Annotated in this window: 11 protein-coding genes and 4 tRNA genes; all 15 read right to left on the bottom strand. The window is 62.2% G+C overall.

Features of this window, described 5'->3' with window-relative positions:
• Positions 1–43: 43 nt before the first annotated feature.
• Positions 44–4,288, bottom strand: a complete 4,245-nt coding sequence (gene rpoC, locus QEP15_RS25655; RefSeq protein WP_280148242.1) for a DNA-directed RNA polymerase subunit beta' — start codon at positions 4,286–4,288, stop codon at positions 44–46.
• On the bottom strand, positions 4,288–8,400 hold the full coding sequence (gene rpoB, locus QEP15_RS25660; protein ID WP_142052175.1) for a DNA-directed RNA polymerase subunit beta: 4,113 nt from the start codon (positions 8,398–8,400) through the stop codon (positions 4,288–4,290). Before rpoB ends, rpoC begins: the two co-directional genes overlap by 1 nt.
• A 161-nt stretch (positions 8,401–8,561) precedes the next feature.
• A complete protein-coding gene (gene rplL, locus QEP15_RS25665) occupies positions 8,562–8,942 on the bottom strand; it encodes a 50S ribosomal protein L7/L12 (protein WP_008157777.1) in 381 nt (126 codons plus the stop codon).
• An 81-nt stretch (positions 8,943–9,023) separates the two neighbouring features.
• Entirely contained in the window at positions 9,024–9,548 is a 525-nt protein-coding gene (gene rplJ, locus QEP15_RS25670; RefSeq protein ID WP_056320723.1) for a 50S ribosomal protein L10, read from the bottom strand.
• 273 nt (positions 9,549–9,821) lie between these two features.
• On the bottom strand, positions 9,822–10,523 hold the full coding sequence (gene rplA, locus QEP15_RS25675; RefSeq protein WP_056320726.1) for a 50S ribosomal protein L1: 702 nt from the start codon (positions 10,521–10,523) through the stop codon (positions 9,822–9,824).
• A 2-nt stretch (positions 10,524–10,525) separates the two neighbouring features.
• Positions 10,526–10,957 carry a 50S ribosomal protein L11 gene (rplK, locus tag QEP15_RS25680; RefSeq protein ID WP_043542688.1) on the bottom strand — a complete coding sequence of 144 codons (432 nt, stop codon included), beginning with the start codon at positions 10,955–10,957 and terminating at the stop codon, positions 10,526–10,528.
• A 63-nt stretch (positions 10,958–11,020) separates the two neighbouring features.
• Positions 11,021–11,554: a transcription termination/antitermination protein NusG gene (gene nusG / locus QEP15_RS25685; protein WP_006389586.1), complete on the bottom strand. Its 534-nt coding sequence runs from the start codon at positions 11,552–11,554 to the stop codon at positions 11,021–11,023.
• A 9-nt stretch (positions 11,555–11,563) separates the two neighbouring features.
• The gene (gene secE, locus QEP15_RS25690; protein WP_280148243.1) at positions 11,564–11,944 is read right to left on the bottom strand and encodes a preprotein translocase subunit SecE; all 381 of its coding nucleotides are present in this window, start codon (positions 11,942–11,944) and stop codon (positions 11,564–11,566) included.
• A gap of 64 nt (positions 11,945–12,008) precedes the next feature.
• A tRNA-Trp gene (locus QEP15_RS25695) sits at positions 12,009–12,084 on the bottom strand.
• A gap of 118 nt (positions 12,085–12,202) precedes the next feature.
• The gene (gene tuf / locus QEP15_RS25700) at positions 12,203–13,393 is read right to left on the bottom strand and encodes an elongation factor Tu (RefSeq protein WP_062839263.1); all 1,191 of its coding nucleotides are present in this window, start codon (positions 13,391–13,393) and stop codon (positions 12,203–12,205) included.
• A 55-nt stretch (positions 13,394–13,448) separates the two neighbouring features.
• Positions 13,449–13,523, bottom strand: a tRNA-Thr gene (locus tag QEP15_RS25705).
• A gap of 12 nt (positions 13,524–13,535) precedes the next feature.
• Positions 13,536–13,609 (bottom strand) — tRNA-Gly (locus QEP15_RS25710).
• A 147-nt stretch (positions 13,610–13,756) separates the two neighbouring features.
• Positions 13,757–13,843 (bottom strand) — tRNA-Tyr (locus QEP15_RS25715).
• 113 nt (positions 13,844–13,956) lie between these two features.
• Positions 13,957–15,120, bottom strand: coding sequence for an iron-containing alcohol dehydrogenase (locus tag QEP15_RS25720; RefSeq protein ID WP_280148244.1), 1,164 nt, complete (start codon positions 15,118–15,120; stop codon positions 13,957–13,959).
• A 25-nt stretch (positions 15,121–15,145) separates the two neighbouring features.
• Entirely contained in the window at positions 15,146–16,555 is a 1,410-nt protein-coding gene (locus QEP15_RS25725; protein WP_280148245.1) for an aldehyde dehydrogenase family protein, read from the bottom strand.
• Between the last annotated feature and the right edge of the window lie 26 nt (positions 16,556–16,581).

Below are 16,581 nucleotides of genomic sequence, written 5' to 3' on the forward strand. Positions count from 1 at the left end.
TTGCCCGCGAACCTCGCGGGACAAGCCTGCCAGAGACTTCCGCTTATTCGGCGGAATCCTCGGTACCCACGTCGGAAGCAGGCGTCTCGGCGTCCGAACCCACCGTGACCGGCGCGTCCTCGAACGGGTTGGCCTGCTGGCGGGCGGCTTCGCGTTCCGCGGCCTCCAGCTGTTCCTTGTCGCGGCGTGCGTGGTGGTAAGCCAGGCCGGTACCCGCCGGGATGAGGCGGCCGACGATGACGTTTTCCTTCAAGCCGCGCAGGTCGTCGCGCTTGCCCATGATGGCAGCTTCGGTCAGGACCCGGGTGGTTTCCTGGAACGAGGCGGCCGAGATGAACGAGTCGGTCGACAGCGAGGCCTTCGTGATACCCAGCAGCACGTTGTCGTACGTGGCTGGACGCAGGTCGGCAGCCGTGACGCGGTCGTTTTCGTTCAGCAGCTCGGAGCGCTCGACCTGCTCGCCCGGGATGAACTCGGTATCGCCCGCATCGACGATGTTCACACGGCGCAGCATCTGACGAACAATCACTTCGATGTGCTTGTCGTTGATCTTCACGCCCTGCAGACGGTAAACGTCCTGCACTTCGTCGACGATGTACGTCGCCAGTTTCTCGATGCCTTGCAGGCGCAGGATGTCGTGGGGATCGGCCGGGCCGTCCACGATCATTTCGCCCTTGTTCACCACCTGGCCGTCGTGCACCAGAACCTGCTTTTCCTTCGGAATCAGGAACTCGTGGCTCACGCCTTCCAGGTCGGTGATGACCAGACGCTGCTTGCCCTTGGTGTCCTTGCCGAACGAAACCGTACCGGTGACGTCGGCGAGCATGCCGGCGTCCTTCGGCGAACGGGCTTCGAACAGTTCGGCCACACGCGGCAGACCGCCGGTAATGTCGCGGGTCTTTTGCGATTCTTGCGGAATACGCGCCAGAACTTCACCCACGGCAACCTGCTGGCCGTCGCGCACCGTGATCAGCGCGCCCACCGGGAACGAGATGTTCACCGAGTGATCGGTGCCGGCGATCTTGACGTCTTCGCCGTTCTCGTTGACCAGCTTGATCTGCGGACGCATGACGATCTTGCCGCCACGGGTCTTGGGCGTGATGACGACGAGCGTCGACAGGCCGGTGACTTCGTCCACCTGCTTGGCAACGGTCACGCCTTCTTCGATGTTCTCGAAGCGGACGGCGCCGCCGTATTCCGACACGATCGGACGGGTCAGCGGATCCCACGTCGCCAGGCGCGCGCCGGCCTTCACGGCCTCGCCATCGCCCACCAGCAGGGTCGCGCCGTACGGGATCTTGTGGCGTTCGCGTTCGCGGCCGTTGTCGTCGAAGATCGCCAGTTCGCCCGAGCGCGAGATCGCGACACGTTCGCCCTTGGCGTTCGTGACGTAACGCATCGTGCTGGCAAAGCCGACCGTACCGGTCGACTTCGTTTCCACCGCGCTGGCCAGCGCCGAACGCGACGCCGCACCACCGATGTGGAACGTACGCATCGTGAGCTGCGTGCCCGGTTCACCGATGGACTGAGCCGCGATGACGCCGACGGCCTCGCCCTGGTTGACGGACGAACCGCGGCCCAGGTCACGGCCATAGCAATGCGCGCACAGACCATGACGCGTTTCGCAGGTCAGCGGCGTGCGGACCTTGACTTCGTCCACGCCGATGCGGTCGATGGTGTCGACCAGGTCTTCGTCCAGCAGGGTGCCGGCGACGATGGCCGTTTCCTGCGTGTCCGGATTGACGATGTCCACGGCAGCCACGCGGCCCAGGATACGGTCGCGCAACGGTTCGATGACTTCACCGCCTTCGACCAGGGCCTTCATGTTGTAGCCCTGCGAAGTGCCGCAGTCGTCTTCCGTAATGACCAGATCCTGCGTCACGTCGACCAGACGGCGGGTCAGGTAACCCGAGTTCGCGGTCTTCAGTGCCGTGTCGGCCAGACCCTTACGCGCACCGTGAGTGGAGATGAAGTACTGCAGTACGTTCAGGCCTTCACGGAAGTTAGCGGTAATGGGCGTTTCGATAATCGAGCCGTCCGGCTTGGCCATCAGGCCGCGCATGCCGGCCAGCTGGCGGATCTGGGCGGCCGAACCGCGGGCGCCCGAGTCAGCCATCATGTAGATGGAGTTGAACGATTCCTGGCGCACTTCCTCGCCGTGACGGTTGGTCACGGGCTCGGTGGCCAGTTGTTCCATCATCGCCTTGCCGACCTTGTCGCCAGCCTTGCCCCAGATGTCCACAACGTTGTTGTAGCGCTCTTGGGACGTGACCAGACCCGACGAGTACTGCTTGTCGATTTCCTTCACTTCGCGGCTGGCTTCGGCCAGGATGCCTTCCTTGGCGGTCGGGATCAGCATGTCGCCCATGGCGATCGAGATACCGCCGCGCGTGGCCAGGCGGAAGCCCGACTGCATCAGCTTGTCGGCGAAGATCACCGTGTCGCGCAGGCCGCAGCGGCGGAACGACTGGTTGATCAGACGCGAGATTTCCTTCTTCTTCAGCGCCTTGTTCAGGACGGTGAAGGGCAGGCCCTTGGGCAGGATCTCGGACAGCAGCGCGCGGCCGACCGTCGTCTCGTGACGGCGGATGACCGGTTGCCATTCGCCGTTCTCGTCGCGCTCGTGTTCCTTCAGGCGCACGGTGATACGGCTTTGCAGCTCGACTTCGTTGTTGTCGTAGGCGCGCTGGACTTCAGCGACGTCCATGAAGAAGATGCCTTCGCCACGGCCGTTGATGCGCTCGCGAGTCGTGTAGTACAGACCCAGCACGATGTCCTGCGACGGCACGATCGATGGTTCGCCGTTGGCGGGGAACAGCACGTTGTTCGAGGCCAGCATCAGCGTACGCGCTTCCAGCTGGGCTTCCAGCGACAGCGGCACGTGAACAGCCATCTGGTCACCGTCGAAGTCGGCGTTGAACGCCGCGCAAACCAGCGGGTGCAGCTGGATCGCCTTGCCTTCGATCAGCACCGGCTCGAACGCCTGGATGCCCAGACGGTGCAGCGTCGGCGCACGGTTCAGCATGACCGGGTGTTCGCGGATGACTTCTTCCAGGATGTCCCAGACCACCGGTTCCTGGCTTTCGACCAGTTTCTTGGCAGCCTTGATGGTCGTGGCCAGGCCCATCATCTCCAGACGATTGAAGATGAACGGCTTGAACAGTTCCAGGGCCATCAGCTTGGGCAGGCCGCACTGATGCAGCTTGAGCTGCGGACCCACCACGATGACCGAACGGCCCGAGTAGTCGACGCGCTTGCCCAGAAGGTTCTGACGGAAACGACCGCTCTTGCCCTTGATCATGTCGGCCAGCGACTTCAACTGGCGCTTGTTGGCGCCCGTCATGGCCTTGCCACGGCGGCCGTTGTCCAGCAGCGAGTCGACAGCTTCCTGCAGCATGCGCTTTTCGTTGCGCAGGATGATCTCAGGCGCCTTGAGCTCCAAGAGACGCTTCAGGCGGTTGTTGCGGTTGATGACGCGGCGGTACAGGTCGTTCAGGTCGGAGGTCGCGAAGCGGCCGCCGTCCAGCGGCACCAGCGGACGCAGGTCCGGCGGCAGCACGGGCAGCACTTCCATGACCATCCACTCGGCCTTGATGCCGGACTTCTGGAAGCCTTCCAGCACCTTCAGGCGCTTGGAGATCTTCTTGATCTTGGCTTCCGAGCTGGTGGCCTTCAGTTCGCCGCGCAGCGTTTCCACTTCGCGATCGATGTCGATGGTGCGCAGCAGTTCACGCACGGCTTCAGCGCCCATCAGGGCACGGAAGTCGTCGCCGTATTCCTCGGTCTTGGCCAGGAAATCGTCGTCCGACATGATCTGGCCGCGCTTGAGCGGCGTCATGCCGGGTTCGATCACGCACCAGGCTTCGAAGTACAGCACGCGTTCGATGTCGCGCAGGGTCATGTCGAGCACCATGCCCAGACGCGACGGCAGGCTCTTCAGGAACCAGATGTGCGCGACGGGGCTGGCCAGCTCGATGTGGCCCATGCGTTCACGGCGAACCTTGGCGACGGTGACTTCAACGCCGCACTTTTCGCAGATCACGCCACGGTGCTTCAGGCGCTTGTACTTGCCGCACAGGCACTCGTAGTCCTTGATCGGGCCAAAGATCTTGGAGCAGAACAGACCGTCACGCTCAGGCTTGAACGTGCGGTAGTTGATGGTCTCGGGCTTGCGAACTTCGCCGTAGGACCACGAACGGATCTTCTCGGGCGAGGCGATGCCGATCTTGATGGCATCGAACTGCTCGTCTTGCGAGACTTGCTTAAAGAGGTCGAGTAGCGCTTTCATTAGTTACGCTCCAAATCCATGTCCAGGGCCAACGAGCGGATTTCCTTGACCAGAACGTTGAACGATTCCGGCATGCCGGCATCGATCACGTGGTCGCCCTTGACGATGTTCTCGTAAACCTTGGTACGACCGTTGATGTCGTCCGACTTCACCGTCAGCATTTCCTGCAGGGTGTAGGCGGCGCCGTATGCTTCCAGCGCCCACACTTCCATTTCCCCGAAACGCTGGCCGCCGAACTGCGCCTTGCCGCCCAGCGGCTGCTGCGTGACCAGCGAGTACGGGCCGGTGGAACGGGCGTGCATCTTGTCGTCGACCAAGTGGTGCAGCTTCAGGTAGTGCATGTAGCCGACCGTCACCGGGCGTTCGAACTGCTCGCCCGTGCGGCCGTCGAACAGCCATGCCTGCGTACGCGAAGGCGTCAGCGCCATGCGTTCGGCGACGTCGTCCGGATAGGCCAGTTCCAGCATCTTGGTGATTTCCTCTTCGGTCGCGCCGTCGAACACGGGCGTCGCGAACGGCACGCCGTTCTTGAGGTTCTGGGCCATTTCCATGACTTCGTCATCGGTCAGCTCGTCGATGCGCGCGCCGGTGCCGGTCGTGTTGTAGACCTTGTCCAGGTAGGCGCGGACGTTCTTGACCTGCGCCGTGCGCTCGTCACGCAGCATGTCGGCGATGCGATGGCCAACACCCTTGGCAGCCCAGCCCAAGTGAACTTCCAGCACCTGGCCGACGTTCATCCGCGAGGGCACGCCCAGCGGGTTCAGAACGATGTCGGCCGGCGTGCCGTCAGCCATGTGGGGCATGTCTTCCACCGGGGTGATGCGCGACACGACGCCCTTGTTGCCGTGACGGCCTGCCATCTTGTCGCCAGGCTGCAGACGACGCTTCACGGCCAGGTAGACCTTGATCATCTTCAGCACGCCCGGGGGCAGCTCGTCGCCCTGCGTCAGCTTCTTGCGCTTCTCTTCGAAGGCCAGATCGAACTGGTGACGCTTCTGCTCGAGCGATTCCTTGGCCTGTTCCAGCACGACGGCGTGCGGCTCGTCAGCCAGACGGATGTCGAACCACTGCCAGCGATCCAGATCGGCCAGGTAGGCCTTGGTGATCGTCGCGCCCTTGGCCAGCTTGCGCGGGCCGCCGTTGACGGTCTTGTTGATCAGCATCTTCTCGATACGATCGAACTGGTCGTTTTCAACGATGCGCAGCTGGTCGTTCAGGTCCTGGCGATAGCGGCGCAGTTCATCGTCGATGATGGACTGGGCGCGCTTGTCGCGCACGATGCCTTCACGCGTGAACACCTGCACGTCGATCACGGTGCCGGTCATGCCCGAGGGCACGCGCAGCGAGGTGTCCTTAACGTCGGACGCCTTTTCACCGAAGATGGCGCGCAGCAGCTTTTCTTCCGGCGTCAGCTGGGTTTCGCCCTTGGGCGTGACCTTGCCGACCAGCACGTCGTCGGCGCTGACTTCGGCGCCGATGTAGGTGATGCCGGAATCGTCCAGACGGTTCAACTGCGTTTCAGCCAGGTTGCTGATGTCGCGGGTGATTTCTTCCGGTCCGAGCTTCGTATCGCGGGCGACAACGGTCAGTTCCTCGATGTGCACCGAGGTGTAGCGGTCATCCGCCACGACCTTTTCGGAGATCAGGATCGAGTCTTCGAAGTTGTAGCCGTTCCAGGGCATGAACGCGATCAGCATGTTCTGACCCAGGGCGAGTTCGCCCAGGTCGGTCGATGCGCCGTCAGCCAGCACGTCGCCCTTGGCAACGCGGTCGCCACGCTTGACGATCGGACGCTGGTTGATGTTCGTGTTCTGGTTGGAACGCGTGTACTTGATCAGGTTGTAGATGTCGACGCCCACTTCGCCGGCGACGTTTTCTTCGTCGTTCACGCGAATCACGACGCGCTCGGCGTCGACGTGGTCGACCAGACCGCCACGCAGCGCCTGCACGGTGGTACCCGAGTCAACGGCCACGGTGCGCTCGATACCCGTACCCACGACCGGCTTTTCCGGACGCAGGCAAGGCACGGCCTGACGTTGCATGTTGGCGCCCATCAGTGCGCGGTTCGCGTCGTCGTGTTCCAGGAACGGAATCAGCGAGGCAGCAACCGACACGATCTGCGACGGGGCAACGTCCATGTAGTGCACGTTGGCCGGGGCGGTCAGCATCGTTTCGCCAGCTTCACGGCAAGCGACCAGGTCGTCCACGAAACGGCCTTCTTCGTCGAGCGCGGCGTTGGCCTGCGCGATGACGTAGTGGCTTTCTTCGATGGCCGACAGGTAATCGATCTGCTCGCTGACGCGGCCGTCGATGATCTTGCGGTAAGGCGTTTCCAGGAAACCGTACTCGTTCAAGCGAGCGTACAGCGCCATGGAGTTGATCAGACCGATGTTCGGGCCTTCCGGCGTTTCGATCGGGCAGACACGGCCGTAGTGGGTCGGGTGCACGTCGCGGACTTCAAAGCCGGCGCGCTCGCGGGTCAGACCGCCCGGGCCCAGTGCGGAAACACGACGCTTGTGCGTGATTTCCGACAGCGGGTTGGTCTGGTCCATGAACTGCGAGAGCTGGCTCGAACCGAAGAACTCCTTGATGGCAGCCGAGATCGGCTTGGAGTTGATCAGGTCGTGCGGCATCAGGTTTTCGGTCTCGGCCTGGCCCAGACGTTCCTTGACGGCGCGCTCGACGCGCACGAGGCCGGCGCGGAACTGGTTTTCGGCCAGTTCGCCCACGCAACGCACGCGGCGGTTGCCCAAGTGATCGATGTCGTCGATCTGGCCACGGCCGTTACGCAGCTCAACCAGCACCTTGATGGTTTCAAGGATGTCTTCGTTGGTCAGCGTCATCGGGCCGGTGATGTCCTCACCACGGCCCAGACGGCTGTTGACCTTCATGCGGCCGACGCGCGACAGGTCGTACGTCTCTTCGCTGTAGAACAGACGCTGGAACAGCGCTTCCACCGCTTCTTCGGTGGGCGGCTCGCCAGGACGCATCATGCGGTAGATGGCAACGCGCGCGGCCATCTGGTCGGCGGTTTCATCGGTGCGCAGCGTTTGCGAGATGTACGGACCGCGGTCCAGGTCGTTCGTGTAGAGCGCCTGGAACTCGTGCACGTTGGCGGCGCGCAGGGCGCCGAGCACGCTTTCCGTGATCTCGTCGTTGGCGTTGGCGATGACTTCGCCGGTATCTTCGTCAACGATGTTCTTGGCCAGCACACGGCCGTACAGGAAATCTTCCGGCACGGAGATGCGCTGGATGCCGCCGGCAGCCAGGTCGCGCAGGTGCTTGGCGTTGATGCGCTTGTCCTTCTCGACGATCACCTTGCCCGAACGGTCGGCGATGTCGAAACGGGCCATTTCGCCCTTCCAACGCTCAGGCACGAATTCCATCATCGCGCCTTCGCTCTTCAGTTCGAAGTTGTCGAAGTCGAAGAAGTTGGCCAAGATGGTTTCCGGCGTCATGCCGATGGCCTTGCACAGGATCGTGACAGGCATCTTGCGGCGGCGGTCGACGCGGAAGAACAGGACGTCCTTCGGGTCGAATTCAAAGTCCAGCCACGAGCCGCGGTAAGGAATCACGCGGGCCGAGAACAGGAGCTTGCCGGAGCTGTGCGTCTTGCCGCGGTCGTGTTCGAAGAACACGCCAGGCGAGCGGTGCAGCTGCGAAACGATGACACGCTCCGTGCCGTTGATGACGAAGGAGCCCGTGCCCGTCATGAGCGGAATTTCGCCCATGTAGACTTCCTGTTCCTTCACTTCCTTCACGGTGGGCTTGCTGACTTCGCGGTCAAGCAGCACCAGGCGGACCTTGGCTCGCAGGGGCGAGGCATAGGTCAGGCCACGTTGCTGACATTCCTTGACATCGAACACCGGTTCGCCGAGCACATAGCTCACGAACTCCAAGCGCGCCATACCGTTGTGACTAACGATCGGGAAAATCGACGAAAACGCCGCCTGCAAACCGTCGGCTACGCGTTCGGACGGGGCGGTATCCGCCTGCAGGAAAGTTAGGTAGGATTGAAGCTGTGTCGCCAAAAGGAAAGGAACGTTTTGAACGTCTTCACGCTTGGCGAAGCTTTTGCGGATGCGCTTTTTTTCGGTGTACGAGTAAGGCATGAGCACTCCGACTCGAGGTTGCATGGGCCGTCAACCACGGCCCCAGGTGATACGACTCCAGGAAACCCCACTGAATGGGCATACCCCCAGTAGGGGTTTCCTGGAAACGCAAAAGCCCGGGGACTGCAAACTGTGCTGTCCCCGGGCAGTTGACGCAGGTCTTACTTGACTTCGACCTTGGCGCCAGCTTCTTCCAGCTTCTTCTTGGCGGCTTCGGCGTCAGCCTTGGCCACAGCTTCCTTGACGGGCTTCGGAGCGCCGTCGACCAGGTCCTTGGCTTCCTTCAGACCCAGACCGGTCAGCTCGCGCACGGCCTTGATGACGCTGACCTTGTTCGCGCCGGCTTCTTGCAGGACGACGGTGAACTCGGTTTGCTCTTCAGCAGCGGCAGCAGCGCCACCAGCGGCGGGAGCAGCGACAGCGACGGCAGCGGCAGCAGCCGACACGCCGAACTTCTCTTCCATTTCCTTGATCAGCTCGGACAGCTCGAGCACGGTCATGCCAGCGATGGCGTCAAGGATTTCAGCTTTGTTAAGTGCCATTTTTCAGAACTCCAAATATTTTGGTAATGCCAGGGTTTGGGTGTCGCTTCGTCGTTCAGCGAATTCCGGACAACAGGGCGATTAGGCCGCTGCCTTCTGGTCGCGCACGGCAGCGAGGCCACGGGCGAACTTGGTCGGAACTTCGTTGAGCGTACGCACGAATTGCGCGATGGGGGCTTGCATGGTGCCAAGCAGTTTCGACAGCAACTCTTCGCGCGAGGGCATGGTGGCCAGGGCCTTCACGCCTTCTTGGTTCAGCAAGTTGTTGGGCAGAGCGCCCGCCTTGATGACCAGCTTATCGTTGCTCTTCGCGAAACCAGCAATGACCTTGGCCGCCGCTACCGGATCAGTGCTGATGCCATAGATCAGCGGACCGGTCAGTTGCTCAGCCAACGGCTCGAAAGCCGTGCCAGCAACAGCACGACGGGCCAGCGAGTTCTTCAGAACACGCAGATACACGCCCGATTCACGCGCAGTTTTGCGCAGTACGGTGACAGAGGCGACGTCCAGACCACGGTACTCAGCGATAACAATCGATTGGGCCTTGGCGACTTCCGCCGAGACTTCCTCGATTACCACCGCTTTCTCTTGACGATTGAGACTCACGGTTTGAACACTCCATCAAAAGACGCCTGGGGCCGGAGCCTTGCGCGTCAACCGAATGCGGCGCCTGGACGAGTTCTTCGGGTAAAGAATTCTTCCTGGGGACGCCGTCTACGCTGGATCCGGACTAGGTGAGCTCCGGGATTAAGCGGGGCAGCGGCGATGCTGCTTTCCTTGCGGAAGGTAGATTCCTTCCACTGCCCTGCTCCAGCGGTCTTTGACAGCAACATCCGGAGGGGTCCGGATGCAGCCCAAAGTACGTTTACTGCTGTTGGCTTAGTTGGAAGCCGACAGCGAGGCAATTTCCACACGCGCTCCGCCGCCCATCGTGGACGAAACGGCGAGCTTGCGCAGGTAAATGCCCTTGGCAGCTGCGGGACGAGCCTTTTGCAGGGCGTCGACCAGAGCGGCCAGGTTGGTTTGCAGCTGTTCCACGCCGAACGACGCGCGGCCGATCGTTGCGTGGATGATGCCGGCCTTGTCGGTACGGTACTGAACCTGACCGGCCTTGGCGTTCTTCACAGCGGTTGCGACGTCGGGGGTCACGGTGCCGACCTTCGGGTTCGGCATCAGGCCGCGCGGGCCCAGGATCTGACCCAGGGCGCCGACGACACGCATCGTGTCGGGCGAGGCGATGACAACGTCAAAGTCCATTTGACCGGCCTTGATGCTGTCGGCCAGGTCGTCCAGACCAACGATGTCGGCGCCGGCGGCCTTGGCGGCTTCAGCCTTGTCGCCTTGGGCGAACACGGCGACGCGGACCGACTTGCCGGTGCCGGCGGGCAGCACGACCGAACCGCGGACCAGTTGGTCCGACTTCTTCGGGTCGATGCCGAGTTGCACGGCCACGTCAATGGATTCATTGAACTTGGCGACGGCGGTTTCCTTGACCAGGGTCAGGGCTTCAGCGACCGGGTACAGCTTGGTGCGGTCGATCTTTTGTGCAATAGCGGCGGCGCGCTTGGACAACTTAGCCATGATTAGATCCCCTCAACCGTGATGCCCATGCTGCGGGCGCTGCCAGCGATCGTGCGCACTGCGGCTTCCAGATCGGCGGCGGTCAGGTCGGGACCCTTGGCCTTGGCGATTTCTTCAGCTTGCGCGCGGGTCAGCGTGCCGACCTTGTCGGTATGCGGCTTGGCCGAACCCTTTTGCACGCCGGCGGCCTTCTTGATGAGGACCGTCGCGGGCGGGGTCTTCATGATGAAGGTGAAGCTCTTGTCGGCGAAAGCGGTGATCACCACCGGAATCGGCAGACCAGGCTCCATGCCTTGGGTCTTGGCGTTGAACGCCTTGCAGAATTCCATGATGTTCAGGCCACGCTGACCCAGGGCCGGGCCAATCGGGGGGGAGGGGTTAGCCTTACCAGCCGGTACTTGCAGCTTGATAAAGCCGACGATCTTCTTCGCCATGCTTTGCTCCTTGCGGGTGATATCGCCCTGGCCGATAAGGACAGGGCTCCCCGGGGGTTAGATTCAGGTCTTTTCGACCTGGCTGAAATCGAGCTCGACGGGCGTGGCGCGACCAAAAATGGTGACGGACACACGCACCTTGCTCTTTTCGTAGTTGACTTCTTCGACGTTGCCGTTGAAGTCCGCAAACGGACCTTCCTTGACCCGAACCATCTCGCCCACTTCGAACAGGATCTTGGGGCGGGGTTTCTCGACGCCCTCTTCCATCTGGGAGAGGATCTTTTCGACTTCCTTTTCGGAAATCGGGGTCGGACGATTGCCCGAGCCGCCCAAAAAGCCGGTGACTCGGTTGGTGTTCTTGACCAGGTGCCACGTTTCGTCGGTCAGGTCCATTTCAACCAGGACATAACCGGGGAAAATGCGGCGCTCGGTGATCGACTTCTGACCACCCTTGACCTCGACGACTTCTTCGGAGGGCACAAGGATGCGGCCAAAAGACGTTTGCAGGCCCGCGCGCTCGATGCGCTCATTCAGGGCCTTGTGTACGCTTTTTTCCATGCCGGAGTACACATGGACGACATACCAACGCTTACTCATTTGCCGTCCTTATTTCCAGCCCAGCAGCAGGCCGTAGAGAATCCATTCGATGCCCTTGTCGAGCACCCACATGAAAATGCCCATGACCGCCACGAAGGCAAAAACGATACCCGTCATCTGGGTCGTTTCCTTGCGGGTGGGCCATGCGACACGCTTGACTTCGTTGTAGGACTCGCTGGCAAAGCTCAGGGTACGGCGACCGGGTTCGCTGAACCAGGCGATCGCGGCTGCGATCAAGAGGCCGCCGACGAACACACCGATCCGAGCGGGCATCGGCTGCGCGCTAAGCACGGAGAACCCGACGATGCCAGCAATAACGACGAGAACCGCCAGCCCGAGCTTGACCCGGTCGGCGGTACTGGTAACGGTTTCTACGCTGGTATTAGACATATTGCGACGCGAGCCGCCGTGAATGCGTAACTCGCGATGATCTCCCGCGGGTTTATCCTGGCGGTGGCAGGGGCAGTAGGAATCGAACCTACAACCTTCGGTTTTGGAGACCGACGCTCTGCCAATTGAGCTATGCCCCTAAACACATCAAAATCTTGTTCCGCCCTGCATCGGCTCGCGGAACCATACATAGTACTACTTTTACAGCAAAGATGGATAGAGGGGCATGAATGCCCACCCTACCCATCCGGGTATTGCTTACTTCAGGATCTTGGCGACGACGCCGGCGCCGACGGTACGACCGCCTTCACGGATGGCGAAACGCAGACCTTCTTCCATGGCGATCGGGGCCAGCAGCTTGACGGTCATCGTCACGTTGTCGCCCGGCAGAACCATTTCCTTGTCGGCCGGCAGGTCGATCGTGCCCGTCACGTCCGTCGTGCGGAAGTAGAACTGGGGACGATAGCCGTTGAAGAACGGGGTGTGGCGGCCGCCTTCTTCCTTGGACAGGATGTACACCTCGGACGTGAAGTCCGTGTGCGGGGTGATCGAGCCCGGCTTGGCCAGAACTTGGCCGCGCTGGACGTCTTCACGCTTGGTGCCGCGCAGCAGGATGCCCACGTTGTCGCCAGCTTGACCTTGGTCCAGCAGCTTGCGGAACATTTCCACGCCCGTGCAGGTCGTCTTGACCGTCGGAACGATACCGACGATTTCGATTTCTTCGCCGACCTTGATGATGCCGCGTTCGATACGGCCGGTCACCACGGTGCCGCGACCCGAGATCGAGAACACGTCTTCAACCGGCATCAGGAACGCGCCGTCGATGGCACGCTCAGGCGTCGGGATGTACGAATCCAGCGCGGCAGCCAGGGCCAGGATGGCCTGTTCGCCCAGTTCGCCCTTGTCGCCTTCCAGCGCCAGCTTGGCCGAACCCTTGACGATCGGGGTGTCGTCGCCCGGGAAGTCGTACTTGGACAGCAGTTCGCGAACTTCCATTTCCACCAGCTCGAGCAGCTCGGCGTCGTCAACCATGTCAGCCTTGTTCAGGAAGACGATGATGTACGGCACGCCAACCTGGCGGCTCAGCAGGATGTGCTCGCGCGTTTGCGGCATGGGGCCGTCAGCGGCCGACACGACCAGGATCGCGCCGTCCATCTGGGCAGCGCCCGTGATCATGTTCTTGACGTAGTCGGCGTGGCCCGGGCAGTCAACGTGCGCGTAGTGACGCGTTTCCGTTTCGTACTCGACGTGAGCCGTGTTGATGGTAATGCCGCGTGCCTTTTCTTCAGGAGCTGCATCGATCTGGTCGTAGCCCTTGGCTTCGCCGCCGAACTTGGTCGACAGAACGGTCGTGATCGCCGCCGTCAACGTCGTTTTGCCGTGGTCAACGTGACCAATCGTACCCACGTTCACGTGCGGCTTGGTACGTTCAAACTTGCCTTTTGCCATGGCTGACTCCTGACCTGGATTGCGCTTCTGACTGAAGAAAAGAATTTGGAATTTGTGGTGCCCATGGCGCGGATCGAACGCGCGACCTCTCCCTTACCAAGGGAGTGCTCTACCACTGAGCCACATGGGCATTTAAAAATCTTGGAGCGGGTGAAGGGAATCGAACCCTCGTCGTAAGCTTGGAAGGCTTCTGCTCTACCATTGAGCTACACCCGCGGCAAACCCTTTCACCTTCTCTCATCCCAACCCTTCGAAATGAAGGCCGGAGGATTCTTGCCACCTTCTTTGCGAAGGCTGCGCAAGGCCACCGGGCCTTACATTGCAAATCCAGGCCAACCGCGCCTGGATTTAGGTATGGGTCTCTGGTGGAGGAGGTTGGATTCGAACCAACGTAGGCGCAAGGCCAACAGATTTACAGTCTGCCCCCTTTAACCACTCGGGCACCCCTCCAGCGGAGAACTTGAGATTATGAACACTTTCAAATCCGCTGTCAAACCATTCGGATGAAAAATTCACAATTTCAGTTCCACCTCCGCCGCGTTTCCGCGCAGAGGGGGCGAAGCTTACAGGTTTCCGCGAATTGCTGCACGAAAAAGCTGAGAATATTTTTCGGCGGAGAAATTGACGGGGTTCGTGCCGGCGGAAGGATCCTGGCTGGCCATGCGCCCCACCCGCTCGGCCTGGCCGTCATCCAGGCCGATCTCGGCGAGCGTATGCGGGATGCCCACGGCCTCGCGCAGCGCCAGCACCCAGTCGAGCACCGCGCCCGGGCTTTGCCGCGGCAACCCGAGATAACGCGCAAGCGCTTCAAGCCGGGGCGCCACCGCTTCTTCGTTGGCCTTGAGCACGTATGGCATCAAGATCGCGTTGAGCAGACCGTGATGCGCGTCATAGAGCGCGCCGAGCGGATGCGCCAGCGCGTGCATGGCGCCCAGGCCGCGCTGGAAGGCGGTGGCGCCCATGCACGATGCCGTCAGCATCTGCTGGCGCGCCTGCAGATCGGCGCCATCGGCAACCGCCTGCGGCAGATACGTCTTGATAAGGCGCATGCCCTCCAGCGCAATGCCAGCCGCCATGGGATGAAAGAACGGCGAACAGTAGGCTTCCAGGTTGTGCGACAGCGCGTCCATGCCCGTGGCGGCGGTAATCTTGGGCGGCAGACCCACGGTGAGCTCGGCGTCCAGGATCACGATGGACGGCAGCATGCGGGCATGAAAGATGATGCGTTTTACCTGCGCGGCCTCGTCGGTGATGACGGATGCGCGCCCGACTTCGGAGCCGGTGCCTGCGGTCGTGGGTACGGCCACGACGGGAGCCATGCCGGCGGCATTGACGCGCAGGTAGTTGTCGCCGATGTCTTCGAAGTCCCACAGCGGCCGGCTCTGCCCCGCCATCAATGCGATGGCCTTCGCCGCATCGAGCGCCGAACCGCCGCCGAACGCAATGACACCGTCATGGCGGCCGCGCTTGAACGCCGCGACACCGTCGTCGACGTTGCGCCCGGTTGGATTGCCCTTGATGTCGTGAAAGACCGCGCAATCGACGCCATCATCGTGGCACATGCCCACCGCATCGCGGCCCATGGGCAACGCGGCCAGTCCGGGATCGGTCACGAGCAAGGGCCGGGACATGCCCAGCTCACGGCAGCACGCGGGCAGTTCCTTGATGCGTCCGGGACCCACCTTGATGGCGGTGGGATAGTTCCAGTTGACGTGGGGGACGGTCATGATTCGGTTCCTGGTGGCGCCGCCTTTAGAGGTTGCGCAAATGGAAGGATTTGGCCTGGGTGAGCGGTTCGTAGCCGAGCTTGGACAAGGACACGCCGCGGCCCGACTCCTTGACGCCCGTCCACGCGAGTGCCGGGTCGAGGTAGTCGCATCGGTTCATGAAGAACGTGCCCGCGCGCACCTGCCCGCCGATACGCAATGCGGCCGCTTCGTCCTGCGTGAAGACGGCAGCCGTCAATCCGTACGGACTGTCGTTCATCAGCGCGATGGCCTGTTCGTCGCTGTCGACCGGCATGATGCCGGCAACCGGACCGAAACACTCCTCGCTCATGATGCGCATGCGGTGGTCGACCTGCGTCAGCAACGCGGGCGCGACATAACAAGAGCTTTCACTCGCATTAGGTGAGCTTTCACTCGCTTTTTTGAAATGCGAGTTATCGATCACGTTTACAGCGCCGGCGCCGACGGCTTGCGCGATCACTTCCCGGATCTCGGCCGCAGCGCGGGCGCGCACGACAGGGCCAAGCGTCGTGTCCAGCTGCAACGGATTGCCCAGCACGTAGCGCTGCGTTAACGCAGCGGCGCGCTCGACGAAGGCGTCGTGCACGCCACGCGCCACGTAGATGCGCTGAATGCCGCAACACGACTGGCCCGCGTTGAAGAACGCGCCATCGACGAGCGTCTCTGCCGCGGCGTCCAAATTGGCGTCCTCGCGCACGTAGGCTGGGTCGTTGCCGCCCAGTTCCAGTCCGACGCCGATAAAGCGGCCCACCGCGCTTTCCTCGACGATGCGCCCTCCCCGGACCGAGCCCGTGAAGGACACATAGCCGATCTCCGGCGCGCGGATCAGCCGTTGCGTGATGTCGTGGCTGGCGTGCAGGTATTGAAAAACGCCTCTTGGCGCCCCCGCGTCTCGGAATGCGCGATCGATGAGCTCGGCGCACAGCGGCGTCTGGTCTGAATGCTTGAGAATGACGGTGTTGCCCGCCATCAGTGCGGGCACGATGCTGTTCACCGCGGTCAGCAGCGGATAGTTCCACGGTGCGATGGTGAGCACCACGCCGATGGGCTCGCGGCTGATGAAGCGCGTAAAGCCTGGCTGCGCGGGCGCGGCAATGGGCGCGAGGGCATCGTCGGCGATGGCGATCATGTGGCGCGCGCGGGCGGCGAAGCCGTCGACTTCGCCGGGTGCGTCGCGCAGCGGACGGCCCATCTGAATGGTGATCGCACGCGCAATTTCATCCTTGGCCGCCACGACATGGTCCACCGCAGCCGCCACGATGCGCCCCCGCGCCTGGATGCCGAGCGCATGCCACGCCGGCTGCGCGCCCTGCGCGTTGGCCAGCGCCTGCGAGATCTGCGCTTCGCTGGCGTACGCGCGGCGCACGACCGGACGTCCGTCGACGGGGCTGATGGTGATGAGTTCGTGGGTCATGGCTACCCTGATGGCAATGGACGGGT

The sequence above is a fragment of the Achromobacter mucicolens genome (assembly GCF_029866465.1).
GTDB lineage: Bacteria > Pseudomonadota > Gammaproteobacteria > Burkholderiales > Burkholderiaceae_B > Achromobacter > Achromobacter mucicolens.

What these genes read in the sequence shown, in the direction of transcription:
- rpoC (WP_280148242.1), bottom strand. Translation starts at nt 4,288, where the DNA reads ATGAAAGCGCTACTCGACCTCTTTAAGCAAGTCTCGCAAGACGAGCAG.
- rpoB (WP_142052175.1), bottom strand. Translation starts at nt 8,400, where the DNA reads ATGCCTTACTCGTACACCGAAAAAAAGCGCATCCGCAAAAGCTTCGCC.
- rplA (WP_056320726.1), bottom strand. Translation starts at nt 10,523, where the DNA reads ATGGCTAAGTTGTCCAAGCGCGCCGCCGCTATTGCACAAAAGATCGAC.
- QEP15_RS25720 (WP_280148244.1), bottom strand. Translation starts at nt 15,120, where the DNA reads ATGACCGTCCCCCACGTCAACTGGAACTATCCCACCGCCATCAAGGTG.
- tuf (WP_062839263.1), bottom strand. Translation starts at nt 13,393, where the DNA reads ATGGCAAAAGGCAAGTTTGAACGTACCAAGCCGCACGTGAACGTGGGT.
- QEP15_RS25725 (WP_280148245.1), bottom strand. Translation starts at nt 16,555, where the DNA reads ATGACCCACGAACTCATCACCATCAGCCCCGTCGACGGACGTCCGGTC.
- rplL (WP_008157777.1), bottom strand. Translation starts at nt 8,942, where the DNA reads ATGGCACTTAACAAAGCTGAAATCCTTGACGCCATCGCTGGCATGACC.
- nusG (WP_006389586.1), bottom strand. Translation starts at nt 11,554, where the DNA reads ATGAGTAAGCGTTGGTATGTCGTCCATGTGTACTCCGGCATGGAAAAA.
- rplK (WP_043542688.1), bottom strand. Translation starts at nt 10,957, where the DNA reads ATGGCGAAGAAGATCGTCGGCTTTATCAAGCTGCAAGTACCGGCTGGT.
- secE (WP_280148243.1), bottom strand. Translation starts at nt 11,944, where the DNA reads ATGTCTAATACCAGCGTAGAAACCGTTACCAGTACCGCCGACCGGGTC.